This window comes from Nocardia sp. GTS18, from assembly GCF_013839555.1.
Lineage (GTDB): Bacteria > Actinomycetota > Actinomycetes > Mycobacteriales > Mycobacteriaceae > Nocardia > Nocardia rosealba.
The window spans coordinates 13515-39081 of the sequence record NZ_JACBIU010000020.1; the positions used below are offsets into that span (position 1 = coordinate 13515).

Genomic DNA, 25567 nt, shown 5'->3' on the forward strand with positions numbered 1-25567 from the left:
TAGCGTCCGGCTCAGGCCGGCCCATAGGTGAGCACAGCGGTGACCACGAACCACAGCACCCACACGATCGCGATGATCATGCCGACGGCGAGGGTGATCCGCAGGAACGCGCGCCCGAAATCCAGATCACCACCGACCCGGGGGTACAGCTTCCACGGGCTGTACCAGGGTGCGACGAGACCGCGCCGCGACTGCGCCTCCTGCTCGAGCCGTGCCTGCTCCTCCGCGTACGCCTCGGCCTGGGCCTGGGTGGGCCCACCGTGCCACAGCGTCACATCGATCGGCCCGAGGAAACCCTCGTTGAGCAGATCCTGCGGGGCAGGCAGGTACGGCAGGATGCCGAGGCCACGGAAAGCGATGGCGATGTCGTTGGCCGTCCACCGGTTGTGTTCCTTTTCGGCGAGCACCTCGAAATACTGCTCGAGCCGGTAGGGATCGTCGGTGACGACCACGTCGAAACTCGGGTCGTGCCAACCCTGATGGATGTCGATGTCGGCGCCGGGCTGCGGCACGATCAAGCCGAGCCCGTGCACCGCACGCTGCCCGAGCCCACGCGCGGCGAGGTAGTCCTGCAGCGCGAAGGTGTGTTCCCTGGAACGTTCCAGCGGCGTCGACTTCTCACCACCGGCGAACTGCGCGAGTTCACCGGAGACCATCCACGGGCCGTTGAGCGGGATCTCGAGGACACCGTGCTGGGTGGCGGTGAACGTTTCGGCCTCGATCACCACACAGCTGGTCGGCGTCCACACCACCGCGTCGAACTGGTGCAGCCGATCGTTGTGGAACAGGCTGCAGTTGATGGTGGCGACACCGTGCGGACTCGACGGGTCCTTCCAGGTGCGCAGCCAATTGATCAGTGCCCGCTCGGCATCGGTGCCTGCCGCATTCTGCACGCGCACGAGCATGGAGGTCCGCCCTTCTTGGTCGGTGGCGCCGCAAGCCGAGAACCGTTGGCGTACATCGTAGCTCGCCGACGTGCCGATGCCGGTCAGGATGCGGCCGGTGCCTGGTCGGCGCCGCGCGGCTCAGCTGGGCTCGGCGGCGAGCTTGCCCGCCTCGACGGCGGCGACGAGCTGCGCGTGATCGGCTTCGGTGCGGTCGGCGTAGCGCACCGCGAAGCGTGCCACGGCCTCTTCGAAGCGGTCGTCGTCGGCACCGTCGCCGTCCAGGTATCCGGCCAGCGTGCGCGGGTCGAGCGAGCGCGCGTGCGCCCGTGCCAGCAGGGCACCCGCCAGCCTGCCGTAGTCGTCGAGATCGTCGGCGGACAACGCGGCCGGGTCGATGGCGCCCTTGAAGTTGCGGAACTGACGCACGATGAACGGCAGTGGCGTGTCGAACTCGATGGTCGTCCAGCCGAGCAGGATGTCGGTATCGGACTGCACGCTGCGCGCCCCGGCGACGATGCGCTCACCCTCGTGCCGGTGGGTGGTTGCGGGAAGGAACGGTGCGAGCGCCGAGGGTTTGGCCTGTTTGGCCTGCAGCACCAGCGACTCGCCGTCGTTGCCGTGCAGCAGCACCACGTAACTGTGCAGCCCCACGCTGCCGGTGCCGACGATCCGGAACGCGACATCGGAGACCGCGAACCGCGACAGCAGCGTGCGCCGCGACTCCCGGATGGTGCCCGCGTAGCGTTCCAGCCCGTCGATCACCGCCTCCCGGACCTGCTCGTCGACCGCGGTGAGGACCGGGGGATCACTGATGAAGCAGTGCTTGCGGATGCCGGTCTCGTGATCGTCGATGTGCTCGGTCAGTTTCGCGACCACCTTCGCACTGGTGTTCTTGCGCGCCTTCTTGGCGGCCTTCTTGAAGTCGTCGTGCAGGTCCTGGGCCTTGGCCTTGGTGAGAATCGACTCGTCGTGCAGATCGGTCCAGGACTGCAGGAACGGCAGCTCGGCGAGGCCGGCGACGGTCCGTCGGTAGGAGGCCGCGGCATCGCGGGCCGCGCGCAGGCAGTCGTCGGCGTCGGCACCGCTCTCGCGTCCGGCCAGGACGAGGCTCGCGGCGAGGCGTTCGAGATCCCATTCCCACGGCCCGAGAATCGTCTCGTCGAAATCGTTGATATCCATCACGATCTCGCCCCGCTGGGTGCCGTAGAGGCCGAAGTTGGCGGCGTGCGCGTCGCCACAGATCTGGGCGGGCAGACCACTGTCCGGACCGGCCGCGAGATCGGCGGCCATCAGGCCCGCCGCGCCGCGGAAGAAGCTGAACGGCGAGGCCGCCATCCTGCCGATGCGCAACGGGATCAGGTGTTGCAACCTGCCCTGGTTGCTGGCCTCGACGAACTCGAGCACCCCCGGTCGGTCGGGACTCTCGGCCGGGCGATCGCGCTCGGTCACCGGCACCTTCGCGGCGGCGGCACGGCCACGGGCGCGGGCCTGCTCGGGGGAGACGGAGGAGCGCAGATCGATACCACTGTCGGACACGACTGTCGAGGTTAGCGGTTCGGCGGCCGGACAGTGCCACGACCGAATCACCTGCCACGAAATGGGCGCGGGTTTCGGCGTGGCCGGATGGCGCGTCGGGGGGTCGGTGCGGTAAGCAGGGGCGTGGCAACCGAATCGGGAACGCCTGGCACGAGCGACACCGACGGCGGTGGCGTGTTCAGCGACCGCATCCTGACCGTGCCCAACGCCCTGAGCGTGCTCCGCCTCATCGGCATCCCCGTCTTCCTGTGGTTGATGCTGGTCGAACATGCCGACGGCTGGGCCTTCGCCCTGCTGATCGCCAGCGGCTTCACCGATTTCCTGGACGGCAAACTGGCCAGACTGCTCGATCAGTCCTCGCGTCTGGGCGCTCTGCTCGACCCGTTCGTCGACCGCTTGTATCTGCTGACGACACTGGCCGCCTTCGTACTGCGCGACCTGATTCCGTGGTGGCTGGCAGTGATCTTGATCGCTCGCGACCTTGTTCTCACCGTGACCCTGTCGGTGTACAAACGGCGTGAGCTGCCCGCACCGGAAGTGATCTACCTGGGCAAAGCGGCGACCTTCGCGCTGATGTCGGGTCTGCCGTGGCTGCTCACCGGGGAAATGGACTGGGCGGGGGCGGGTTTCGGCTGGGCCTTCGGTTGGGCACTGTTGATCTGGGGCACCGCACTGTACGTGTGGACGGGCGTGCTCTACGCGGGGCTGGCGGTCGCGGTCGCACGATCGATACCGCCTGTGCCGCACCGAGGGAGCTAGCCGTTACTGTTGCGTGCAACGTTCACGACGAAAGGACGTCCTGTGACCCGGACCCCTGAGGATCTGCACTACACCGAGGAGCACGAATGGGTGCGGCGGACCAGCCCCACAGCGGTCCGTGTCGGTATCACCGACTACGCCCAGTCACAGCTCGGTGACGTGGTGTTCGTCCAACTGCCCGACGCCGATGCCGACGTCACGGCGGGCGAGAGCATCGCCGAGGTCGAATCGACCAAGAGCGTGTCCGACATCTACGCCCCGCTCAGCGGCAAAGTCGTTGCGGTGAACGAGGATCTGGTCCAGGCCCCGGAGACGCTCAACAGCGACCCCTACGAGGCGGGCTGGTTGTTCGAGCTCGCCTTCGACGACGCGGCGAGCCTGGACGCGGCGCTCGCCGAACTGCTGGATGCGGCGGGTTATCAAGGAGTTATCGGGGGCTGACGCAGCCTTCACAGTTCTCCCTGCACGGGCACGCCCCGGCAGGGTACGGTCAATGCCGAAGACAGCACCTGCTTGCATGGATAATCAGGTTCGAGGAGGAGAGAAACGGTGAGCGAGAACAGGGACCCGGGTTACGGGGAGACCGCGGCCGAGACGACATCGGTCTTCCGCGCGGATTTCCTCAACGAGGTCGATTCGTCGCGCTCCGGAGAGCCGGCCGGCGAACAGCCGGTGCAGGGCGTCGAGGGCCTGCCGGTCGGTGCCGCCCTCCTGGTGGTCAAGCGAGGCCCGAACGCGGGTTCGCGCTTTCTGCTCGACCAGCCGACCACGTCGGCCGGTCGCCACCCCGACAGTGACATCTTTCTCGACGACGTCACCGTCAGCCGTCGGCACGCCGAGTTCCGGCAGGACGACGACTCGTTCCAGGTGGTGGATGTGGGCAGCCTCAACGGCACCTACGTCAACCGGGAGCCGGTGGATTCCTCGGAGCTGCAGAACGGCGACGAAGTCCAGATCGGCAAGTTCCGGCTGGTCTTCCTGACGGGGCCGCGCGCGCAGGCCACCGAGTCGTCGACGGGCGCGGGTTCGCGATGACCCGTCCGGTGCTGGTGCTCGCGAAGGGCGCAGTGCTGTGACCGGGGCGGCGCAGTGGGCGCGCGGAGGGATGTCGATCGGCTCCGTGCTCGACCTGCTGCGACCAGATTTTCCCGACATCACCATCTCCAAGATCAGGTTCCTCGAATCGGAGGGCCTGATCCGGCCGGAACGGACACCGTCGGGATACCGGCGGTTCTCGGTGGCCGACTACGAACGGCTGCGTTTCGTGCTCACCGCACAGCGCGATCAGTACCTGCCGTTGAAGGTGATCAAGGAGCAGTTGGAAGCGATCGACAGCGGTGCCGCGACGTTGGGTGTGCGTGAGGCGCGAGCCCGCGCGCACTCCCTGCGTGGCGTCAAGGAGTACACCGAGGACGACGCGCCCGCCGCGCCGCGCCGCCTCGGTGTCGTTCCGGGGGAGATCACGCCCGAAGAATTACGGTTCGATGTCGCGGTGCGGCTCACCCGCGCCGATCTGCTCGCCAAGGCGGGCATCGAGGAGCGTTTCCTCGACGACCTGCTCCGCGCCGGACTCATCGTCCCTGGCGCGGGTGGGTTCTTCGAAGCCGATGCGGTGACGCTGGCGCGCGCGGCCAAGGCGATGGCCGAATTCGGTTTGGAGGCACGGCATCTGCGCGCGTTCAAGCTGGCCGCCGACCGTGAGGCGGCGCTGGTCGCCCAGATCGCCGCACCGATCGCGAAGAGCCGCGACGCCGACGCGCGGGCCCGCGCCGAGGAAACAGTTCGCGAATTGGCCGCGTTGTCACTGAACCTGCATGCGGCACTGGTGAAAGCCGCAGTGCGCAACGCGTTGGGTAGCTGACGCGCGCGAGCGCCGGGTGGCCGGATTCGCCTAGACTCGTGATACCGGGCGGGGCAGCGGTCGTGCCGTCGGCGGCGAGTATGGGAGGCAGGACTACGCATGAGAGGTCAGCGGCCGGAGGCGGCAGCGGAGCGTAACCACGGAGGCCGCCCGAGCATGCGAGGTGTAACAGCATGAGTGAGATGCGCGTTATCGGCATCCGTGTCGAGCAGCCACAGAACCAGCCCGTGCTGCTGCTGCGGGAGGCGGCGGGCGAGCGGTATCTGCCGATTTGGATCGGGCAGGCCGAGGCCACCGCGATCGTGCTCGAGCAGGAAGGGGTCACCCCGATCCGTCCGCTCACTCACGATCTGATCAAGATTCTCATCACCGAACTCGGACACACCCTCAAGGAAGTGCGGATCGTCGATCTGCAGGAGGGCACCTTCTACGCCGATCTGGTCTTCGACGGCGACCTGCGGGTCTCGGCCAGACCATCGGACTCGGTAGCCATCGCGTTGCGCGTGGGATGCCCGATCTTCGCCGAGGAGCCGGTGCTCGCCGAGGCCGGGCTGGTGATGCCCGACGAGCGCGAGGACGAGGTCGAGAAGTTCAAGGAGTTCCTCGACTCGGTGTCCCCCGACGACTTCAAGGCGACCGACAGCTAGGGCCGGACTTTTTTCTGACCCTGAAGTAGAGGTCGAGGGAATCGCCGCTCACGGTGCTTGGTCCGATGACCGTATGGGTCCGACAATGACAGGAGTAACCTCGAAAGTCGGGCAACATCCGTCGTGACTCCGGTACTCGAGAACGTCGGCAGAGCAAGGAGCGGTCAGTGGAAGAGCAAACGCAGGATGTAGTGCAGCCTGGCTTGTTCCCGGACGACTCGGTTCCGGATGATCTGGTCGGTTACCGGGTGCCGAGCGCGTGTCAGGTCGCGGGAATCACCTACCGTCAGCTCGACTACTGGGCGCGGACCGGGTTGGTCGTCCCGTCGATCCGGGGCGCCGCGGGATCTGGGAGCCAGCGGCTGTACTCGTTCAAGGACATCCTTGTCCTCAAGATCGTGAAGCGCCTGCTGGACGCGGGCATCTCTTTACAGAACATCCGGATCGCCGTCGATCACCTGCGCAGTCGTGGCGTCGGTGATCTGGCCGGGATCACCCTGTTCTCCGACGGCACCTCGGTGTACGAATGCACCTCACCCGAGGAAGTCGTCGATTTACTGCAGGGCGGGCAGGGCGTCTTCGGAATCGCGGTCAGCGGTGCCATGCGGGAACTGACCGGCGCCATCGCCGACTTCCCCGCCGAGCGAGCCACCGCCATCACCGACCGCCCGGAGGACGAGCTGTCCTACCGCCGCAAGGTCAGGGAGAACCGCAAGACCGGTTAGCGATGCGCGATGATCTCGCGCGTACACGGTGACTCCGTGTACGCGCGATTCGCGATCACGTGTGCGGGGTGTCGTTCAGCTGTCGGTCGAGCAGTCAGAAGGTGCCGTGGGCGGGCGGCGGAGTGCCGTGGAGTAGAGCACGGCCGAGGTGATGGTATTTCCAGCGGACCGGGTCGTGCAGTGTGTGCGTCCTCGCGTTGCGCCAGAAGTGGTGCAGGTTGAGATCCGCTGCGGCACTGCGGGTTCCGCTCACCTCGAACAGTGCGGCCGACACGTCGACGGCCGCGCGGTCGGCGACGATCTTGGCCGTCGCGACGGCCAGGGATGCCTGACCGGCGGCGGTCTGTTCGTCGGTGCCCGGCAGCGTGCCCCGGATCGCCGAATCGACGGCGGTCGCCGCGGCAGTCAGCGTCGCTTCGGCCGTCGCCACCGTCACCACCAACTCGCCGAATCGCTGGATCAGCAGCGGGTCGTCGATGGCACGATCGACACCGGCCTCGAACCACGGCCGGGCCTGGCTCCGCACGAATTCCGTTGCGGCGGTGAGGGCTCCGCGTGCGATACCCGTGTCTATCGCGGCGTGCAGAAGCTGGGCGTACGCGCCGTAGGCGGTGGGCCCGGCGAGGGCTTTCCCCCGGGGGACGAGCTGCTCGGCGCGCACCCGCACATCGTCCAACTCGACGGTGCCGCTGCCGGTGGTGCGCTGACCGAGGCCGTTCCAGTCGTCCACGATCCGGACGCCCGGCGATCGGGCAGGTAGGTAGGCGATGTACTCGCCCGCGGGCAGGCCGCTGCGCGCGTCCGGGTCGTCGAGCCGGGTCAGCACGGCCAGCAGATCCGCGAACAGCGAGCCGGTGCAATAGTATTTCGTGCCGTCGATCCGGAATTCGTCGTCCACCGGACGCAGCGTGGTCGAGATGTCGGTGATGGTCCGGCCGCCGCGTTCGGATTGGGCATTGGCGATGCGCGCACCGGCGAGGACCGCTCGAAAGTATTCGCGTCGCTGTCCGTCCGTGCCGGCCAGGCGCAACAAGTTCAGATAGACGAAATGACTGTGCGGGATCTGCGCGATGTTCGGATCGGCCACCGCCAGCAGCCGCACCACTTCCGTGACCACGCTCGGCGCCAGATCGGCCCCACCGAATTCGGCGGGAACCGTGATCGCGAGCAGACCCGAGGACGCCAGCCGATCCAGCTGCGCGTACGGCAGTTCGCGGTCGCGATCACGGGCGGCGGCGCCGGGCGCGAACTCGCGGGCGAGCTCGGCCGCGACGGACACGGCCTGGTCGGCGGAGGTGATGAGCTGGGCGGTGGCCGCGGTCATCAGCCGACCACCGTCGCGGGAACCCGGGCCGCCTCGAGTTCACGGACCAACGGCAGCACCTTCGCCCCGAAATACTCGATGTCCTCCTGGAAATGCAGGAATCCACCGAGAATCAGGTCCACCCCAAGATCGCGATAGGCGACGATCCGCTCGGCCACCTGCTCGGGGGTGCCGATCAGCTGCGTGCGGAATCCGTCGTTGTACTGCACGAGATCTTCGAACGACGAATCCGCCCACATACCCTTGCGGTCGCTGGTGGACGCACCCGCCTGCTGCACCGCGTCGCGGAAACCCTCGACCGCGGGCTTGTTCGCCTTCTCGATGATCTCGCGCAACGTATCGCGCGCTTCCTTCTCGGTGTCGCGGGCGATGATGAACCCGTTGAGCCCGAATTTCACCTCGCGGTCGTTCTCCCGGGCGACGGCTCGCAGATCGTCGAGCTGTTCGGTGACGCCGTCGAAGTCCTTGCCGTTGGAGAAATACCAGTCGGCGTAGCGGCCGCCGTTGCGCCGGGCTGCCGTCGAGTTGCCACCCTGGAACAGTTCGGGATTGGGTCGCTCCGGGGTGTTCAGAGGTTTCGGCTTCAGAGTGAAATCACGAATGCGGTAGAAATCGCCGCCGTAGTTCACCTCGTCCTCGGTCCAGATCTTGCGGATCACCTCGAGGAATTCGCCGCTGCGCCGATACCGTTCGTCGTGCTCGAGCCAGGGTTCGCCGAGAGCTTGGAATTCACCCGCGAACCAGCCCGACACCACATTGATCGCGAACCGGCCGTTCGAGAGATGATCGGCAGTCGCGCCGAACTTCGCGAGCACCGCCGGATGCCACAACCCCGGATGAATGGCGGCGATCACCTTCAACCGTTCGGTGGCCAGCAACAATGCCAGGCTGAAGGACGTGGATTCGTGCTGGAATTCGGCACCGTAGGAGGCGGTGTAGCGCACCTGCGAAAGGGCGTAGTCGAAGCCGTTGCGTTCCGCGGTCTGCGCGAGCTTCTTGTTGTACTCGTAATCCCAGCTGGTGCGCTGTTCGATATCGCTGGTGACGAGGCCACCGCTCACATTCGGCACCCAGTAGGCGAACTGGATCTGATCGGTGATCCGCTCGGTTGTCATAGCTGCTCCAGAGGTTCGTGCGGGAGTGGGTTGGCTGTCGCTATCCGACGGCGACCGGTGCGAAGGTCGAGCGTGCGAAACGGCCCGCGGGTGCGAACTTCGCCAGCAGTTCGCCCGCGTCCACGCCGGTGACCTGGGTGATATAGGCGGCGGCGTCCTCGGGAGTGTCGATGGCGAGGAACGGTTGCGGCCGGTGCAGCAGCGCGACCAGCGCCGAGGCGAAGCGCGGGTCGACGGCGGCGGTGGCGAAGAACTGGCCGCCGATGTCGGCGAACTCGGGGTCGCTGAGGAACAGCCGGGTCACCTTGGCGGCGGCATCGCTGCGGGCGGCCAGGAACGCGGCGTACTGCTCGCCGATCCACTGCTCGTCGAAGGGCCCGTCGTGCACGGCGGCGGCCGCGACCAGGCGCTGGGCCTGGATCAACCCGCTCTGGGCGCCCTGCCCGGCGACCGGGTCGTAGGCGACCGCGGTGTCGCCGAGGGCGGCGACCGGGTGGCCACCCTCGGTGCGTCCCACACCCGCCCGCACGACCGGGCGCACCGCGCCTTTGAGCCAGGAGTGCGGGTCTTCGGCGATCACCTGGGTGGCTTGGACCTCCGGCAGGTCCCAGTCGATGTAGTCGCGGTAGAGGTCCTTCACGATGCGCAACGCCGACTCGGCGGAATCGGCCGCGGCGAATCGGGTCTCCCAGTCGCTACCGGGACGCGCCCAGCCGAGGAACGCCCAGCTCGGGCCCACATCCTTGTGCAGGTACGGGCCCCACCACGCTTCGCCCTGTTCGGCCAGGATGGAGAACAGGCTGTGCGCACCGCCTGCCGGGCTCCGGTGTGCGAACACACCGGAGTCGTAGCCGAGACCGGTCACTGTGACGGTGAGCAGCGAGCGCTGCGGCTTGTCGTAGACGGTGCGGGTGGTATCGATCGGGAAGAGATCGGACAACCCGCCGCGACCGGTGGCGACCAGGGTGAGGTCGTTGGCGGCGGCGATCGCGTCCAGCGACTGCGGGGTGACATTGTCGACGACGAACTCGCCGCCGCGCGCACGGAAGGCGGTGAGTCGTTCGTCGGCCTTGAGCCGGGTGTCGACCGCGACCCCGACATACCCGTCGAAGGTGCCGTCGAAGGCGATCAGTTCGGCGTTCTCCGGTCCGGCGATGCGGACACTGAGTCCGGTGTGGCGGGGTGCGCGGCCGGTGTAGCTGTCGAGCCCGAGCGCGGCTTCGGCCTGCTGGGTTTCGCCGAATTCGAGGGCGGTGCCGGTGGCGGGCACCTCGTCGCGCAGTGCGCGTTGATCTCGGTCGCTGTAGAGGGTGACGGTGAAACCGGCGTCGAGTAGTCCTAGCGCCGCAGTGACGCCGGTTTGGCCGGCGCCGATTACCGCGGCCGAACGAGTGGAGCGGGAAGCGGGAGTCTGCGATGTCATACCGGAATACTGCGCTGACCTGCACCCGATGAAGAGTGTTGCGATCAGCGCGAATTCATTCCTACGCGCCCGCCGGTTCGTTCACCGATCCAGGCCGTGACACCGCGTGCGGCAGCACGGTGGAACGCGGACCACCGACGCGATATCCGGCACCACGATGGTGGGCGGGCAGCCGATCTCCGGCCCCGAAGAGGGCGTTGCGCAAGGTCCCCGGCTCGTATTCGGTGCGGTACACACCGCGTTCGGTCAACACCGGAACGACATGGTTCACGATGTCCTCGAACGTGCCGGGGGTGATGGCGTAGGCGAGGTTGAATCCGTCGAGATCGGTATCGGCGACCCACTCCTGCAGCAGGTCGGCGACGGTTTCGCCGGAACCGGTGAACACCGGCCCCATGCCGCCGATGCCCGCCCAGCGCCCGATGTCGCGCACCGTCCATTCGCGGCCGTCGTCGTCGAATTCCTGGAATGCCGCCACCGCGGACTGGATGGCGTTGCTGTGTACCTCACCGATCGGGTCGTCGAGGTCGTATCGCGACAGGTCGATTCCCATCCAGCCCGACATGAACACCAGCCCGCCCTCGACGCTCGCGTAGGACAGGTATTCCTCGTGTTTGGCCCGTGCCGCCTCGTCCGTCTCGTCGGTGATGATGGTGGCCAGCGCGTAGATCCTGGCCGCGTACCGCCCACGCCCCGCCGCCTCCAACGCGTCACGAACCCGCGAAACAGTCTGCGCCAGTACGCGTTTGGACGGGCCGGCGATGAAGATCGCTTCGGCGTTCTCGGCCGCGAACTGTACTCCGCGCGGTGAGGCGCCCGCCTGATAGATCACCGGCGTGCGCTGCGGTGACGGCTCCGACACGTGGATTCCGGGCACGGTGTAGTGCTTGCCGTAGTGACCGATGTGGTGCACCTTCACCGGGTCGGTGTAGATACCGCGGTCGGCGTCACGGACCACCGCGTCGTCCTCCCACGAACCCTCCCAGAGCTTGTAGAGCACCTCGAGGTACTCGTCGGCCCGGTCGTAGCGTTCGTCGTGATCGAGCTGATCGGCGTCACCGAAATTCCTTGCCGCCGAAGGCAGATAACCCGTCACCACATTCCAGCCGAGGCGCCCGCGAGTGAGGTGGTCGAGGGTCGACATGCGGCGCGCGAACGGAAACGGATGCTCGAACCCGGTGCCGGTGGTGATGCCGAAGCCCAGATGCTCGGTCACCGCCGCCATCGCCGACACCAGCAGCAGCGGGTCGGCGACGGGTGTCTGCGCACCCTGGCGCAGCGCGGCGGTGTCGTCGCCGCCGTACACGTCGTAGGTGCCGAGGACATCGGCGATGAAGATGCCGTCGAACCGTCCGCGTTCCAGCAGTTTCGCCAGCTCGGTCCAGTAGCCGATATCGGTGTAGCGGTGGGACTGGTCGAGTGGATGACGCCACAGTCCCGGTGACTGGTGGGCCACGCAGTTCATGTCGAACGCGTTGAAGCGGATCGGCCTGCTCATCGCGCAACCTCCGTGCGGCGCTCGCCCGCGCTCCAACCGAACGGCAACTCGGTGCCGTTGAGCAGGTAGTCACCGACGGCCCGGGCTTTGAAGATCGCCGGGTTGTGCACGGAGACGGTGCGCGCGTTGCGCCAGTGCCGGTCCAGGCGCAGCTGTTCGGACACGATGGACGCGCCACCGAGGTCGAACAGCTGAGTGGTGGCGGCGAGGACGATATCGATCACCGCGAGTTGTGCTTGCGCGGCGGCCAGCTCGGCGGCGGCTAGGTCGCCGTGGTCCTTCGCCCCGGCGTCGAGGACGCGGTCGAGAATGTCCGCGACGGCCAGGACGGTCGCGCGAGCGGTGAACGCCGCCGCCGACAACTTGCCGATCACCTGCTGGACGAGGGGGTCCTCGCGCGGCAGGTCTGCCGAGGCGTGCGTGTAGGTGCGGGTGCGCGCGCTCACCCATTCCCTGGCGTCGCGCTCGGCGCGGGCGGCGATCCCGGCGAGCACCGCGAGCTGCACCAACTGCAGGTAGGCGGTGCCGTAGGTGGGGCCTGCGACACCGTAGCCGGGCCCGAGGACGCGATCGGGCGCCACCACGACATCGGTGAACTCGGTGGTACCGCTCGCGGTGAGCCGCTGCCCGAAACCGTCCCAGTCGTCGTGCTGCACCACACCCTCGGCGTTCGCGTCGACCAGCACACCGAGGCGCTCACCGTCACGATCGGCGGCGACCAGGATGTGATCGGCGAACAGCGAGCCGGTGCTGTAGTACTTCACCCCGTTGAGGAGCAGCCGGTCGCCGTCCTCGGTCAGCCTGGTGCGATACCGGTCGACGGCGCCCACCCCGGGTTCGGTGATCGCATTGCCGACCAGGGTGCCCGCGGCCACCGCCCGCAACCACCGCTCCCGCTGCGGGCCCGGCTCGGCCAGCCGCTGATCCTCCACGAACGACCAGTGCACCCGCAGCGCCTGGGGCAGGTTCGACTCGGCGGCCGCCAGGTCGATGAGCAGCCGGAACAGCTGGCGTACGCTCGCACCGTAGCCGCCGAACTCGACCGGTACCCGCAGGGCACCGAACCGGGCCTCCTTCAGCCAGGTGACCTCGTCGAAGGGCAATCTGCGGTCGACCTCTCTCGCCACCGCACCGGCGGCGATCCGGTCGAAGATCGGGGCGAAGACGGCATCGAGCGCGGAATCTGTGATCGCGGACGCGGTGGTGGAAGTCATGCCCCAACGATCGCGCAGCGGGCTGCCGGATTCACCGGTTGCGCGCAGGGGGATCGAAACGTCTCCCCGGCACGGTGGGGGAGTGACGAGCACTACACCCCCGGCGGGCCCCTGGTGGCGCGACCGGGGGTTTGCTGCCTCTAGACTCGGGGGTGCGTCGCCGTCGTGCGGGAGAGTCCTGGGATCGCAAGAGTCCGGGCGCCGAAGGAGCAGCACCTCCCCGTCAATCTCTCAGGCAACAGGGACCGCGCGGTGATTCGACGCCTCTGGAAAGCGGTGGCATCCGGCTGCCCGCCCACGGGGAAAGGGGCACGGTTTCGACCGGCTACCGAATCTCTCAGGCGCACAGACAGAGGGGGAGGGCTGGTACCCGTCGGCCACGAGGCCGACCCGCCCGACCTGGAGCTGCCGTGACCCGTTCGTTCGCCGACCGCCACATCGGACCCGATTCCGACGAACTCGCCCGGATCCTCGCGACCATCGGCGTCGAGTCCGTCGACGCGCTCGCGACCACGGCGTTGCCCGCCACCATCCTCGACGAGTCCGGCCTCGCCGCGCTGCCCGCGCCCGCGAGCGAACACGAGGTACTCGCCGAGCTGGCCGGCCTGGCCCAGGCCAACACCGTCGCCACCTCGATGATCGGGCTCGGCTACTACGACACGCTCACCCCGCCCGTGCTGGTGCGCAACCTGCTCGAGAATCCCGCCTGGTACACCGCCTACACCCCGTACCAGCCCGAGATCAGCCAGGGCAGGCTCGAGGCGCTGCTCAACTTCCAGACCATGGTGTCGGATCTGACCGGGATGGACGTGGCCAACGCCTCGATGCTGGACGAGGCGACCGCCGCGGCCGAGGCGATGACGTTGCTGCGCCGCGCGGGCAAGTCCAAGTCGAACCGGCTGCTGCTCGACACCGATCTGTTCCCGCAGACCAAGACCATCATCGGCACCCGCGCCGAGCCGCTCGGCATCGAACTCGTCGAGGCCGACCTGTCCACCGGGGTGCTGCCCGAGGGCGACTTCTTCGGCGTGATCGTGCAGACCCCCGGCGCGTCGGGTCGCATCGTCGACTGGACCGAGGTGTTCACCGCCGCCCACGAGCGCGGCGCGCTGGTCGCCGCCGGTGCCGACCTGCTGGCGATGACCCTGGTGACCCCGCCCGGTGAACAGGGCGCCGACGTGTGCTTCGGGACCACCCAGCGTTTCGGTGTCCCCATGGGCTTCGGTGGCCCGCACGCCGGGTACCTCGCCGTGCGCACCGCGTTCGCCCGTCAGCTGCCGGGCCGCCTGGTCGGTGTGTCGGTCGACGCCGACGGCGCCCCGGCCTACCGCCTGGCGCTGCAGACCCGTGAGCAGCACATCCGCCGCGAGAAGGCCACCTCCAATATCTGTACCGCCCAGGTGCTGCTGGCCATCGTCGCCGCCATGTACGCGAGCTACCACGGTGCCAACGGGCTGCGGGCCATCGCGCGCCGGGTGCACGAGCACGCCGCCGCGGTCGCGACCGGTCTCGGCGGTGCGGTGGTGCACGGCGCCTTCTTCGACACGGTGCGCGCGCACGTGCCCGGTGGTGCGGAAGCCGTTGTCGCCAAGGCGAAGTCGAAGGGGATCAACCTGCGACTGGTCGACGCCGACCACGTCTCCATCGCCTGCGACGAGGCGACCACCGAAGCCCATGTCGCCGCCGTCGTCGAATCGTTCGGCACCGCACTGACGCCCGAGTCCGGCGCCGGCGCCGAACCGGTCGGCATCGAGACCCGCACCTCGGAGTACCTGACGCACCCGGCGTTCACCCGCCACCACACCGAGACCGCCATGCTGCGCTACCTGCGTTCGCTGTCGGACAAGGACATCGCCCTGGACCGCAGCATGATCCCGCTCGGTTCGTGCACCATGAAGCTCAACGCGACCGCCGAGATGGAGGCCATCACCTGGCCCGGTTTCGCCCGGCTGCACCCCTTCGCTCCCACCGAGGACTCGCCCGGCATCCGCAAGCTCGTGGCCGACCTCGAGCAGTGGCTGTGCGAGATCACCGGCTACGACGCGGTGAGCCTGCAGCCCAACGCCGGTAGCCAGGGCGAGTACGCGGGACTGCTCGCGATCCGCCGCTACCACCTGGACCGCGGCGACGACCACCGCGACACCTGCCTGATCCCGTCGAGCGCGCACGGCACCAACGCCGCCTCGGCGGCCATGGTCGGCATGCGGGTCGAGGTGGTGAAGTGCCGGGAGAACGGCGACATCGACCTCGACGACCTGCGCGCCAAGATCGCCGACCACGCCGAGCGGCTGGCCTGCATCATGATCACCTACCCGTCCACCCACGGCGTGTACGAGCACGAGGTCGCCGAGCTGTGCGCGCTGGTGCACGACGCGGGCGGTCAGGTGTACGTGGACGGCGCGAACCTGAATGCCCTTGTCGGACTTGCCCGTCCGGGCCGGTTCGGCGGCGACGTGAGCCACCTGAACCTGCACAAGACCTTCTGCATCCCGCACGGTGGTGGCGGTCCGGGCGTCGGCCCCGTGGCGGTGCGCTCGCACCTGGCGCAGTACCTGCCGGGTGATCCGCTCGAGAACGGTTCGCACGCGGTGTCGGCCGCCAACTACGGTTCGGCCTCGATCCTGCCGATCACCTGGGCCTACATCCGGATGATGGGCGCCGAGGGGTTGCGCGCGGCCACGCTGACGGCCATCGCGTCGGCCAACTACATCGCCCGCCGCCTCGACGCCTCCTTCCCGGTGCTCTACACCGGCGAGAACGGGATGGTCGCCCACGAGTGCATCCTGGATCTGCGCGAGATCACCAAGCAGACCGGTGTCACCGTCGACGATGTGGCAAAGCGACTGGCGGACTACGGTTTCCACGCGCCGACCATGAGTTTCCCGGTCGCCGGCACGCTGATGGTCGAGCCGACCGAGAGCGAGAATCTCGAGGAACTCGACGCCTTCATCGACGCCATGATCGCCATCCGCGGTGAGATCGACCAGGTCGCCGCCGGTGTCTGGCCCGTCACCGACAACCCACTGCGCGGCGCACCGCACACCGCGGCCTGCCTCGTCGGCGAGTGGGACCACCCCTACAGCCGGGAAACCGCCGTCTACCCGCGCGGTGTGGGACATGCCCGGCCGAAGATCTGGCCTGCCGTGCGGCGCATCGATGGCGCGTTCGGCGACCGCAATCTCGTGTGCTCCTGCCCGCCGCTCGACGCGTACCAGGACTGATCCCCGCTGATCCGGGCCCCGCCGATGCTGTTCGGCGGGGCCCGGATTCGTTCACGGCCCGGAATTCGGGCACCCGGTGGGCTGCCCGGCGTGGGCGCGGTCGGTACGGTGGCGGATGGGGCGGGATGTTCCCATGACCAGGAGGGGATCGAATCGTTGAGTATCGGCGAGATAGTGCGCGAGATCGAGGTAGCCGGAGCACCGTACGGGGTCACCGTCGGACCGGACGGTGCGTTGTGGTTCACCTTGGTGACCCAGGGTGCCATCGGGCGGTATGCCGAGGGGCAGGTCGACACCTTTGCCCTCGACGCCGTCGGTGGCCAACCCACGGTGATCGTGGCGGGGAACGACAACGCTTTGTGGTTCACCGAGTTCCACGGTGGCCGGCTGGGCCGGATCACCCTCGACGGTGCGGTGAGCAGTCTGCCGATGGACGGGCCCTACGGTGTGTGCGCTGGGCCCGGCGGTATGTGGTTCACCGAATTGCAGGCCGGTCGGGTCGGCCGGATCGCGGGCGACGGCAAGATCGAGGGGGTCGCGGTCGAGGGCATGCCGTCGATGATCACCGCGGGCTCCGACGGTGCGGTGTGGTTCACGGTGAACCAGGGCAACGCGATCGGCCGCATCGACACCGACCTCACGGTGACCCTGCACCCCCTGCCCACCCAGGAGGCGGCACCGGTCGGCATCACCTCCGGGCCGGACGGTGCGGTGTGGTTCACCGAGATCGGCGTGGGCGCGATCGGCCGGATCGACAGCGCGGGCACCGTCACCGAATACGCCCTGCCGGACCGTGATTCACGCCCACACGCAATCGTCACGGGCCCCGACGGCGCGCTCTGGTTCACCGAATGGGCCAGCGGGAACCTGGGCCGGATCGACACCGACGGCAAGATCGACCACCTCACCCTCCCCGGCGCCGAGCCCCACGGACTCACCGTGGACTCCACCGGCCATCTCTGGGTGGCCATGGAATCCGGTGCACTGGTCGAGGTTTCACCAGGCTGACCTCTGGGGCACCTCTGCCACGCCAGGTGGTGGGTACTGCTGCGGTCATCAACTGGTGGTGACCGCAGCGTCGGTGATTTCCACGAAATCTGCGTAGCGCCCGCCCTTTTCGACGAGTTCGTGGTGGGTGCCCTGCTCTACGACACTTCCCTTGTCGAGGAAGAGGACGCGGTCGGCGGTTCGGACCGTGCGCAGGCGGTGGGCGACGACGATGACTGTTCGCCCGGCCATCAGGCGTTCGATGCCACGGTGGACGGCTGCTTCGTTGGTGGGGTCGAGCGCCGAGGTGACTTCGTCGAGCAGCACGATCGGTGCGTCCTTCAGGAGGGCGCGGGCGATCGAAACACGTTGGCGCTCACCACCGGACAGCAGCGCACCACCCTCGCCGACGGCGGCCGACCAGCCACCGGGCAACCGGTCGACCACCTCGTCCAGCCCGGCCGCGGTCGCCGCCGCCCGCACCTCGGTGTCGGTGGCGTCGGGTCGGCCGAGGCGAATGTTGTCCTCGATCGTGCCGTCGAACAGGTACACATCCTGGAAGACGATCGCGAGGGACGACATCAGGGTCGCGGTGTCGATGTCGCGTACATCGACACCGCCGATACGCACCGCGCCCGCGTCGACATCGTGGAACCGGGCGAGCAATTGAAGCACCGTGGATTTCCCGGCGCCGGAGGGGCCGACGATCGCGAACCGCTGACCCTGCGGCACCTGGAATGTCAGCCTGTCCAGCACTGTGCGGCCGTCGCGCGCGAAGCTGACGGCGTCGAATTCCAGATCGTGGCGACTCGGGCGCACCGGATCGCGCGGTTCGGGTAGCGGTTCGGTGCTGAGCAGGTCGTCCAGCCGGGTGAGCTGGGAATGCGCGCTGCGCAGCTTGCCACCCAGATCGGCCAGTGACAGCAACGGTTCGGCGCAACGGGCGGCGAGCACCAAGATCGCCAGCAGTTCGGCGGCGCCGATGCGGCCGCCGAGCGCGAGGTAGGCGCCGAACGCTAGCAGCACGGTGAATGCGGTCTGGACGACGAGCGTGAGACCGACCATCCCCGGCAGCGCGGTGCGCACCGACCGATGAGTGGCTCGCTGCAACTCGCGCAGGGCGTCGTCGAGCAGACCGAACCGTTCGGTGCTTCGGCCACCGGCGCGCAACACGGGCTGGGCCCGCAGATATTCGATCACGCGGCCCGCTGCCTCGTGGTCGCGGGCGTGCCGGTCGGCATCGGTGGCCGCCAGTGCACGACTCGCCCGGATCTGCACCACGGCCACCAGGGGGACGGCGACCAGCGCGGCCAGTCCGAGCCGCCAATCGAAGACCGCGATCACCACCACGATGGTCGCCGGCGTCAGCGTCGCGGTGATGAAGGGGCTGAGCAGATGCGCGATCACGCCCATCGCCTCGAGCACACCCCGGCTGGCCAGCACCGACACCTCACCCACCCGGTCCGGCCCGAACCAGCCGACCGGCAACCGCGCGAGGTGGTCGCCGATGCGGTGGTAGGTCCCGCGCAGCAGTGTGGTGCCCGACCGGAAACCCGACAGATCGCTGACATAACGCAACACGGCGTACACCGCGACCGCGCAACCGAACCCGATCAGCCACGGCCAGGCCCGCGCGGGTTCGCTGCCGAACAGCTCACGCAACACGGGAACGAGCAGCAGATAGGACAACCCTTCGAGCACGGCGGTGACACTCATCAACACCACGGTCCGGCGAACCGGGCCCGCGTACTGATGACCGAGCACCCGTAACAGTGTGCGGATCATGACAGCTCGCTTCCTTGTTCGGCCCGCCAGAACGCGGCGAACGCGCCGCCCTCGGCCAGCAGTCGGGTGGGTGCGCCGCGCTCGACGATCACGCCGTCCCGCAGCAGGACGACCGTGTCGGCGTCGGCGATGGTTTCGTGTCGATGGGCGATGACGAGCACCGTGCGGTCACCGCGCAGGTTCGCCATGGCCTGGCGTAACGCCCGCTCGGTCTGCGGGTCGGCGAAGGCAGTCGCCTCGTCGAGCACCAGTACCGGGGTGTCGGCCAGCAGGGCACGGGCGAGCGAAAGCCGTTGTGCCTCACCGCCGGAGAGCCCGGCCTGTTCGCCGAGAACGGTGTCGTACCCGTGCGGCAGGTCGAGGATTCGTTCGTGGATCCCGGCCAGGCGGGCGGCCTCGATCACCCGTTCGCGGTCGGCGTGCGGCACGGCGAGCGCGATATTGTCGGCCACCGAGGCGCGCAGCAGTCGCACATCCTGGAAGACGAACGACACCGACCGGCAGAGTCGATCGCTGCCGATGTCACGCAGATCGGCACCACCGAGGACGACGCTGCCGTGACTCGGGTCGAAGAATCGCAGAAGTAGTTGCGCCAGTGTCGATTTGCCGCTGCCCGACGGTCCGACCAGTGCGGTGACGGTACCCGGCTCGAGGACCAGATCGATCCCCCGCAGCACCTCCCGGTCGTCGTAGCCGAATCGCACGTCTCGCAACTCGACTCGGTGCCCGCGCGGTGCCACGGGTTGCGCGGGTTCGGGCAGTGGCCGCACGGCGAGTACCTCGTTGATCCGGCCGATCGCGTGACCGGCCGCCTGCAGATCGTCGAAACCGTGTTGCAGCGCCGCGACCGGAGCGGTCAAACCGAGCCCGAGCAGCAGGAACGGCAGCAGATCGGCGGCGGTCAGCTCGCCACGGGTCAGCAGGAAGGTGCCACCGCTCAGAATCACCAGCAGCACGAACGGCGGCGACAACGCCAGCTGCATCCCGGCTGCCACCGGGGCGAGACCGCGGACGAAACGCAGGAACGTATCGGCGAATTCGTCTGCGGCCGTGCGGAATCGCCGATGTGCCCGATCGCCACCGCCGAAGGCCTTGACCACCGCGATGCCCTGCACGAACTCCACCACCGCATCGGCGATGCGACCCATCGCGGCGTCGAACTCCCGCTGTTCGCGTTCCCTCGCCGGCAGCAGGAGCAGCGGCACGTGCAGCAGCGCGAGCAGCACCGGGACGAGCGTGATGAGCGTGAGCCGCCAGTCCACCGTGCACAGATACGCCAGTGACACCAATGGCACCACGAACGCCGACACCAGCTCACCCGGCGCGTGCGCGAGCACCGGATGCACCGCGCTCACGTCGTCGCCGACCACCTTGGCAAGCTCACCGGTTCGGCGGCCCGAGAACCAGCCGATCGGCACGCGCCCCAGCTGGGCGGCGAGCCGGCGCCGGAACCCCAGCTGTACCCGGCCGTCGAGAACATGGCCGAGCCCGGCCGCCGTACCGGTGAACACCAGCCGCACCAGCAGACCGACCGCCCCGACCAGCACCGCGAGCCACACGCGGTCGTGATCCACCGGCCCGGCCGACAAGAGCACCCGGCCCACCTCGACCACCGCGAGCAACGGCGCCAACCCGGCGAGCGAGCCGATGACCTGCGCGATCATCACGGCGGCGAACCCGGGGACATAGGGGCGGACCGAACTCGCCAGGCTCGGCGGCGGCTCCGCCCCGCCCCGTTCGATTGTCATCGTCATCGCACACTCGATTCAGAAAGTCACTGTCTCTAGACGGCGACTGTACGAGCGTCCTTACAGACAGTCAATGTCTGAGTGAAAGTGGCAGTCAGCAGATAGTGGCTTCCTGATAACCTGGCCGCATGGCTGGACTACGCGAACGCTGGCGGCTCAACGCCATGCACACCGTTCAGGAACGCGCGCTCGACCTGTTCGACGCGAAGGGCTTCGCCGCGGTCACCATCGAGGAGATCGCCGCCGCGGCCGAGGTCTCACCCTCGACGGTCTACCGGCTCTTCGGCACCAAGGAGGGCATCATCGTCGCCGACGAGTTCGACAACCTCAGCGACGAACAGCTCGCGAAGGTGGTCGACCCGCACGATCCGATCGGCAGCCTCATCCGATCCGTGCGCGAGTACGACACGGGCACGAACGAATCGGGCTCCGAACCGGGTCCGTGGCGGCGCAGCCTGCGCTATCACTTCACCGAACCGTCGGTTCGGCGCGCGGCCTACGCCTCGGCCGACCGCACGAGCCAACGGCTGTCACCCCTGCTCGCCTCGACCGGCCGTTTCTCCGAGGCGCAGGCCAAGGTGGCGACCAACGCGCTCATCTTCGGCTACCTCGCCGCCTTGGAACAGTGGTTCCTCGACGGCGGTGACCGACCCGTCGCCGCCTATGTCGACGAGGCACTCGACCCATTACGGGCGGTCTGGGGCGACTGACTACGGGGTGGTCAACGCCTTGACCACGGCCGTTCCGAAGCCGATATCGTTGCTGGTCGGCATCCGGGTATAGGTGCCGCCCGTCTGCGCGGACAGCTCCTGCAAGGTCTGGGTGCCTTCGCCGCCCACCACGATGACGTCCACCCGCACCGGCTTCCCGGACTGGTTGGCCGCCGCGATCTGGGCGAGCAGGTCGGCGCCGGTCAGCGAGGAATCGTCGTCCGGTCCGTCGGTGATGAGCAGAATCGAATTGGTGCGGCCGGGGGAGTAGTTCGCCACCGCCGCGCGATAGGCGGCGAGCAGACTCGGATAAGCCTGGTCGGTACTCACCGTGCTCGGCTTCAGTGAGGTCACCGCCGATCCCACGGCATTGCGCTGGGTGTCGGTGAGCAGGCCGGTAGCCACGTTCACCTGGTACGGATTGGTTCCGTCGAGATTCTTGCCGAACGTCCACAGGCCGAGCCCGAAGTCGGGCGGCATCACCTGCAGGGTCGAGGCGAGCGCGGCGCCCGACGTGGCGAGGCGCGTCATCGAGCCGTCGGTGGTGCCCATCGACGACGAGACATCGAGCAGCACAGTCGCATTCACGCCGAGCACCGGATTGTCGATGGTGGCGCGCACCTTCTCGAGCGCCGCCTTGCCAGGATTGGCGGGCGCGGAACCGATGGCCGGGCCGAAACCGTCGGCGGCGAAAGCGGCCGCCTGCTCGGGAGCCCGCAGGAAGTCGATGAAGCGCGAGGCGATGAGGTTCTGGATCTTGTCGACCCACGGACCCGACAGCACCGCCGCCGGGTAGTCCGCCAGCGGCGCGGTGCCCGCCGGACGGAACGCGGTGAGCCCACCGGTCCCCAGTTGCTGAGCGGTAGCGGCCACCGCGTGGATATCGTTCGCGGCCGGATCCGCGCTGATCGCGGCCATCGCCGTAGTCAGGTCGGCCGGTTTCTCGGCGGCGGCGGCGAGTCCCGAAATGGCGGCGACCACCTGTCCGGACGCGGCGGCCTGCTCGGTGAGCGGGTCGGTGCCCGACACCGCAGACCCGATCGCGGCGGCGGCCGCGGTGGTCGCGTCACCCGGGGGCAGCGCCATCCGCAGCCCACCCCAGCCGGTCAACCCGATCTCGTCGAGCGAACCCTGCTGCAATCGGGGCAGGTCGGCCCAGGTGATCTGGTGCTGTTCGAGTGCCTGCCGCAGCGGATCGGGCACCGCGAGCACGATGGGACTGGTCGCGATGGAGGCCGGGGTGCCCTCGATCAAGCCGGGCACCCGGACCAGCTCGATCGAGCGGCTCGAGTCGGCGATCCACAGCCCGGGCTTCGGGCCGAGACCGGGTTCCCAGGTACTGGTGTCGGCGAGCGCGCCGCCGAGCGCCGCCGAGGGCCGGGCCGTCACCTCGACGCGCGCGCAGTGGTCACGCACGCGTGGCTTGGTCGCGTTGAAGCGTTCCGCGGCGGCACGCACCGGACCGGCCACGGCCGGGTCGACGGTGACATCGAGGGCGGCGGGCCCCTCCACACATTCCGCCGCGGCGGCCACATCGGATTCGGCGGCACGATCGCGCAGCTGGAACCAGGCGAACACGGCCACGAGTACGAGCACGAGCACCGATGCCGCGATAACCGGACCTTTGCTGATACGTCGAGATCTGGTCCCGCTGCGATGTGTACCCACGCGGCAAGTTTAAGGACTCGTTGCCGGGGCGGCGCACCGCGCATCCCCCGGCGCATCGTCGCAGCTCACAGCCGGCGGCCGGGCGTCGTGGTCGACGCCCGGCCGCCGGTCGGTCATTCGCGGATCACGCGGCCGCGGTCGTATTCACGACCACCCCACACCCCGGACTGACCGGTCCGCGCCGCGTACTCGGTGCACCCCGCGAGCAACGGGCAACCGGCGCAGATGCGGCGGGCGTAGTCGAAATCCTGCGACGGGTACGGAAACCACGCCTCGTGGTTGGGGTCGCCCCGGCAGGCGGCGCGATGCCACCGACCGGAATCGGACAGGGTGAGTAGGTCGGTCAATGCGGTGGTCACGGCGCGTACTCCTTCCAGATCCGGCGCTGTGTGCGGGCGAGGGGGTCGGGTGCCTTGGGCTCCCACAGCAACCGCATCCCCGCCTCTTCGGGGGTGCGGTCGGCCTTGGTCGTATTGCAGGGTGCGCAGCAGGCGACGAGGTTGCCCCAGGTGTTGGGGCCGCCCCGGCTGCGCGGGCGAATGTGGTCGACGGTGGCCGCCCAGTTCGCGCAGTAGCCGCAGCGGTGCTTGTCGCGACGCAGCACACCGGCCAGGGTGGCGCGGCTGTCCTCGCCGACCGGCCGCACATGCGCCAGGTACACGTAGCGCAGCAACCGGATCGTCTCGGGCAACGCCACCTCGAGCCGCTGGGAGCGGATCGGGAAGCGCGGCACCCGGTCGATGACCGATTCGGCGGCGCCGCTGAGCAGCAGTGTCACCGCCCGATCGGCGGTGATCTCGTCGAGCGCCTCGTAGCTGGCATTGAGCACCAGCACGCGGCTGTGTATCCAGTTGTCGGCGGCGGGAGCCGTCGGGACGACGGCATGACGAATCATCATCGGAATCACCATGTTTCGAAGAAGCGAGCGGAAGGGAGAGGTGGGGTGCGCTCAGTGCGCGATGGGGAGACGACCGGCTTCGCGCATCTCGGCGCCGCGGTGGCCGGTGCTCTGGTATCCGGGCTTCGAATCATGCTGTCGTACAGATGGTTTCACGGTCGTCTCCTCCTCTCTACGTGCTCTGCCGGTCTCGTCTGGCGCGATGTCGGCCTCGTGTGAATCATGGTGACACACCGTGTCCGGAATGTCGGGTGATTTATTTTCGGTCGGCGATAGCGCACCCCACCGGCGCCCTGGGTGATTCCGGCGTGGTGGCTGGGCCGCCGACGCGTGAGAGCTGGGCCGCCGCCCACACGGCGAACCCGGCCAGGGCGTAGAGCGCGCCGAACAGGCAGGACGCCCACCATCCCCACACGGTGTAAGCCCACGTCGTGGTGACCGCGCCGAGCGCGGAGCCCAGTGAGTAGAAGGCCATGTAGGCACCGATGACGCTGCCCGCGCGGTCGGGATGTGCGGTGGTCAGCACATGCTGACTGCTCACGTGCACAGCCTGGACGGCGAAATCGAGCAGCACGATGCCGACGACGAGCAGTACCGCTGTCCCGGTCCGCGCGATGAACAACCAGGACACGGCGAGCACCAGCAGGGCCGAGCCGGTGACCCGCTGCGCGTGACCGGAATCGGCCCACCGGCCGGCCCGGCCCGCGCCGAGGGCGCCCGCGAGACCGAACAACCCGAACAGCCCGATTTCGGTGGTGCCCAACGACCAAGGGTGCGCGGCGAGGGGGAGCGCGAGGCCGCTCCACAGCGATCCGAAGGACGCGAAGAGGAAGAAGGTGATCGAGCCCCGGCTCAGAAACAGCCGGTCCGTGGTCACCAGCCGTCCCGTGGACCGCAGCACCTGGGTGTACCGAGCATCGCGGGTTCTGATGTCCGGACTCAAAACCTTCCGGGTGAGGACGGCGAGCGTCGCGCAGAGCACCGCGAGCGCCGCATAGGCCGCCCGCCAGCCGAGCGTGTCACCCAGCAGACCCGCGACGACACGGACCCCGAGGATGCCGATCACCACACCGGAGGTGACGGCGCCGATATTGCGGCCCCGTTCACAGGGTGCGGAAACGGCGGCGACGTATGCCACGGTCACCTGGACGACGACCGCGAACACCCCGGCGACCGCGAGCCCGGCGACCGCGACGACACCGGTGGGCGCGACGGCGGTGATCGCGGCCCCGACCGAGGTGAGCGCGAGCATGCCGCCGATGAGCCGACGGCGGTTCACCAGGTCACCGAGTGGGACCAGCAGAATCAGTCCGGCGAAATACCCGATCTGCCCGGCGGCGATGAGGACGCCCGACGACTGCGGCGACAGCCCCAATTCCGCACCCGCCACGGCGAGAACCGGCTGGATCGCGTAGATCGTGGAGACCGCCGCGGCGCACACCACCGCCAGCATCACCCGTTGTGCTCGCGTCAGTCGTGTACCCACCGGACCTCCAAAGAGTAGCAAAACGAAACCAAATCAAAGGTAGGCAATAATGGTTTCGAATTGCAACCTATTAGG

The 25567-nt window shown here is 68.4% G+C and carries 22 protein-coding genes and 1 riboswitch; of the genes, 9 read left to right on the forward strand and 13 right to left on the reverse strand.

Translation table 11 applies throughout. The annotated features are described in order from the left end of the window. Positions 1-11 precede the first annotated feature (11 nt). Both HYG95_RS16735 and HYG95_RS16740 read right to left on the reverse strand, forming a co-directional pair. Complete coding sequence (locus HYG95_RS16735; RefSeq protein ID WP_243749953.1) at positions 12-893, reverse strand: nuclease-related domain-containing protein; 882 nt, start codon at positions 891-893, stop codon at positions 12-14. A 132-nt stretch (positions 894-1025) separates the two neighbouring features. Continuing rightward, positions 1026-2423, reverse strand: a complete 1398-nt coding sequence (locus HYG95_RS16740) for a DUF2252 domain-containing protein (RefSeq protein ID WP_181698867.1) — start codon at positions 2421-2423, stop codon at positions 1026-1028. Between the two features lie 123 nt (positions 2424-2546). Between HYG95_RS16740 and HYG95_RS16745 the strand changes: the two genes are divergently transcribed. The 6 genes from HYG95_RS16745 (at position 2547) to HYG95_RS16770 (ending at position 6415) form a co-directional block, all read left to right on the forward strand. After that, complete coding sequence (locus tag HYG95_RS16745) at positions 2547-3182, forward strand: CDP-alcohol phosphatidyltransferase family protein (protein ID WP_181698868.1); 636 nt, start codon at positions 2547-2549, stop codon at positions 3180-3182. A gap of 42 nt (positions 3183-3224) precedes the next feature. After that, positions 3225-3623 carry a glycine cleavage system protein GcvH gene (gcvH, locus tag HYG95_RS16750; protein ID WP_067488684.1) on the forward strand — a complete coding sequence of 133 codons (399 nt, stop codon included), beginning with the start codon at positions 3225-3227 and terminating at the stop codon, positions 3621-3623. Between the two features lie 108 nt (positions 3624-3731). After that, a complete protein-coding gene (locus HYG95_RS16755; protein ID WP_067488683.1) occupies positions 3732-4217 on the forward strand; it encodes an FHA domain-containing protein in 486 nt (161 codons plus the stop codon). A gap of 70 nt (positions 4218-4287) precedes the next feature. Then, positions 4288-5043, forward strand: a complete 756-nt coding sequence (locus HYG95_RS16760) for a MerR family transcriptional regulator (RefSeq protein WP_084476286.1) — start codon at positions 4288-4290, stop codon at positions 5041-5043. Between the two features lie 173 nt (positions 5044-5216). Then, entirely contained in the window at positions 5217-5690 is a 474-nt protein-coding gene (locus HYG95_RS16765) for a bifunctional nuclease family protein (protein WP_067488679.1), read from the forward strand. A 167-nt stretch (positions 5691-5857) separates the two neighbouring features. Further along, a complete protein-coding gene (locus HYG95_RS16770; protein ID WP_181698869.1) occupies positions 5858-6415 on the forward strand; it encodes a MerR family transcriptional regulator in 558 nt (185 codons plus the stop codon). Between the two features lie 94 nt (positions 6416-6509). Here HYG95_RS16770 and HYG95_RS16775 read toward each other — a convergent pair whose 3' ends face one another. From HYG95_RS16775 to HYG95_RS16795, 5 genes are all read right to left on the reverse strand, one after another. Beyond that, positions 6510-7739, reverse strand: a complete 1230-nt coding sequence (locus HYG95_RS16775; RefSeq protein WP_181698870.1) for an SfnB family sulfur acquisition oxidoreductase — start codon at positions 7737-7739, stop codon at positions 6510-6512. After that, entirely contained in the window at positions 7739-8854 is a 1116-nt protein-coding gene (gene sfnG / locus HYG95_RS16780; RefSeq protein WP_181698871.1) for a dimethylsulfone monooxygenase SfnG, read from the reverse strand. The genes HYG95_RS16775 and sfnG overlap by 1 nt, the downstream gene beginning before the upstream one ends. Before the next feature lie 40 nt (positions 8855-8894). Next, on the reverse strand, positions 8895-10277 hold the full coding sequence (locus HYG95_RS16785; RefSeq protein WP_181698872.1) for a styrene monooxygenase/indole monooxygenase family protein: 1383 nt from the start codon (positions 10275-10277) through the stop codon (positions 8895-8897). Positions 10278-10338: 61 nt separating this feature from the next. Next, entirely contained in the window at positions 10339-11775 is a 1437-nt protein-coding gene (locus tag HYG95_RS16790) for an LLM class flavin-dependent oxidoreductase (RefSeq protein WP_181698873.1), read from the reverse strand. After that, positions 11772-12989: an acyl-CoA dehydrogenase family protein gene (locus HYG95_RS16795; RefSeq protein WP_181698874.1), complete on the reverse strand. Its 1218-nt coding sequence runs from the start codon at positions 12987-12989 to the stop codon at positions 11772-11774. Before HYG95_RS16795 ends, HYG95_RS16790 begins: the two co-directional genes overlap by 4 nt. Positions 12990-13147: 158 nt before the next feature. Then, positions 13148-13247, forward strand: a riboswitch (glycine riboswitch). Positions 13248-13399: 152 nt separating this feature from the next. Here HYG95_RS16795 and gcvP point away from each other — a divergent pair. Together gcvP and HYG95_RS16805 are read left to right on the forward strand one after the other, a co-directional pair. Then, complete coding sequence (gene gcvP, locus HYG95_RS16800) at positions 13400-16210, forward strand: aminomethyl-transferring glycine dehydrogenase (RefSeq protein WP_181698875.1); 2811 nt, start codon at positions 13400-13402, stop codon at positions 16208-16210. Positions 16211-16366: 156 nt separating this feature from the next. Continuing rightward, positions 16367-17218, forward strand: a complete 852-nt coding sequence (locus tag HYG95_RS16805) for a virginiamycin B lyase (RefSeq protein ID WP_220139513.1) — start codon at positions 16367-16369, stop codon at positions 17216-17218. A 48-nt stretch (positions 17219-17266) separates the two neighbouring features. On the opposite strand, the gene HYG95_RS16810 is transcribed toward HYG95_RS16805, so the two are convergent. Together HYG95_RS16810 and HYG95_RS16815 are read right to left on the reverse strand one after the other, a co-directional pair. Further along, positions 17267-18982: an ABC transporter ATP-binding protein gene (locus HYG95_RS16810; protein WP_181698876.1), complete on the reverse strand. Its 1716-nt coding sequence runs from the start codon at positions 18980-18982 to the stop codon at positions 17267-17269. Then, a complete protein-coding gene (locus tag HYG95_RS16815; protein WP_181698877.1) occupies positions 18979-20736 on the reverse strand; it encodes an ABC transporter ATP-binding protein in 1758 nt (585 codons plus the stop codon). Before HYG95_RS16815 ends, HYG95_RS16810 begins: the two co-directional genes overlap by 4 nt. A 122-nt stretch (positions 20737-20858) precedes the next feature. Here HYG95_RS16815 and HYG95_RS16820 point away from each other — a divergent pair, with 122 nt between their 5' ends. Continuing rightward, the gene (locus HYG95_RS16820) at positions 20859-21440 is read left to right on the forward strand and encodes a TetR/AcrR family transcriptional regulator (RefSeq protein ID WP_181698878.1); all 582 of its coding nucleotides are present in this window, start codon (positions 20859-20861) and stop codon (positions 21438-21440) included. Here the strand turns inward: HYG95_RS16820 and HYG95_RS16825 are convergent, their stop codons facing one another. The 4 genes from HYG95_RS16825 to HYG95_RS16840 all read right to left on the reverse strand — a co-directional run bounded on the left by HYG95_RS16825 (position 21441) and on the right by HYG95_RS16840 (position 25492). After that, the gene (locus HYG95_RS16825; RefSeq protein ID WP_181698879.1) at positions 21441-23108 is read right to left on the reverse strand and encodes a substrate-binding domain-containing protein; all 1668 of its coding nucleotides are present in this window, start codon (positions 23106-23108) and stop codon (positions 21441-21443) included. A gap of 113 nt (positions 23109-23221) precedes the next feature. Next, the gene (locus tag HYG95_RS16830) at positions 23222-23467 is read right to left on the reverse strand and encodes a WhiB family transcriptional regulator (protein ID WP_067488664.1); all 246 of its coding nucleotides are present in this window, start codon (positions 23465-23467) and stop codon (positions 23222-23224) included. Beyond that, entirely contained in the window at positions 23464-24006 is a 543-nt protein-coding gene (locus HYG95_RS16835) for an HNH endonuclease (protein WP_067489111.1), read from the reverse strand. The genes HYG95_RS16830 and HYG95_RS16835 overlap by 4 nt, the downstream gene beginning before the upstream one ends. A 256-nt stretch (positions 24007-24262) precedes the next feature. Next, complete coding sequence (locus tag HYG95_RS16840) at positions 24263-25492, reverse strand: MFS transporter (RefSeq protein WP_370465824.1); 1230 nt, start codon at positions 25490-25492, stop codon at positions 24263-24265. Between the last annotated feature and the right edge of the window lie 75 nt (positions 25493-25567).

Bases quoted from the DNA above. Each gene is read 5' to 3' on its own strand.
- HYG95_RS16760 (WP_084476286.1), top strand. From the start codon at position 4,288: ATGTCGATCGGCTCCGTGCTCGACCTGCTGCGACCAGATTTTCCCGAC.
- HYG95_RS16765 (WP_067488679.1), top strand. From the start codon at position 5,217: ATGAGTGAGATGCGCGTTATCGGCATCCGTGTCGAGCAGCCACAGAAC.
- HYG95_RS16775 (WP_181698870.1), bottom strand. From the start codon at position 7,739: ATGACCGCGGCCACCGCCCAGCTCATCACCTCCGCCGACCAGGCCGTG.
- sfnG (WP_181698871.1), bottom strand. From the start codon at position 8,854: ATGACAACCGAGCGGATCACCGATCAGATCCAGTTCGCCTACTGGGTG.
- HYG95_RS16785 (WP_181698872.1), bottom strand. From the start codon at position 10,277: ATGACATCGCAGACTCCCGCTTCCCGCTCCACTCGTTCGGCCGCGGTA.
- HYG95_RS16790 (WP_181698873.1), bottom strand. From the start codon at position 11,775: ATGAGCAGGCCGATCCGCTTCAACGCGTTCGACATGAACTGCGTGGCC.
- HYG95_RS16795 (WP_181698874.1), bottom strand. From the start codon at position 12,989: ATGACTTCCACCACCGCGTCCGCGATCACAGATTCCGCGCTCGATGCC.
- HYG95_RS16810 (WP_181698876.1), bottom strand. From the start codon at position 18,982: ATGATCCGCACACTGTTACGGGTGCTCGGTCATCAGTACGCGGGCCCG.
- HYG95_RS16815 (WP_181698877.1), bottom strand. From the start codon at position 20,736: ATGACGATGACAATCGAACGGGGCGGGGCGGAGCCGCCGCCGAGCCTG.
- HYG95_RS16820 (WP_181698878.1), top strand. From the start codon at position 20,859: ATGGCTGGACTACGCGAACGCTGGCGGCTCAACGCCATGCACACCGTT.
- HYG95_RS16835 (WP_067489111.1), bottom strand. From the start codon at position 24,006: ATGATGATTCGTCATGCCGTCGTCCCGACGGCTCCCGCCGCCGACAAC.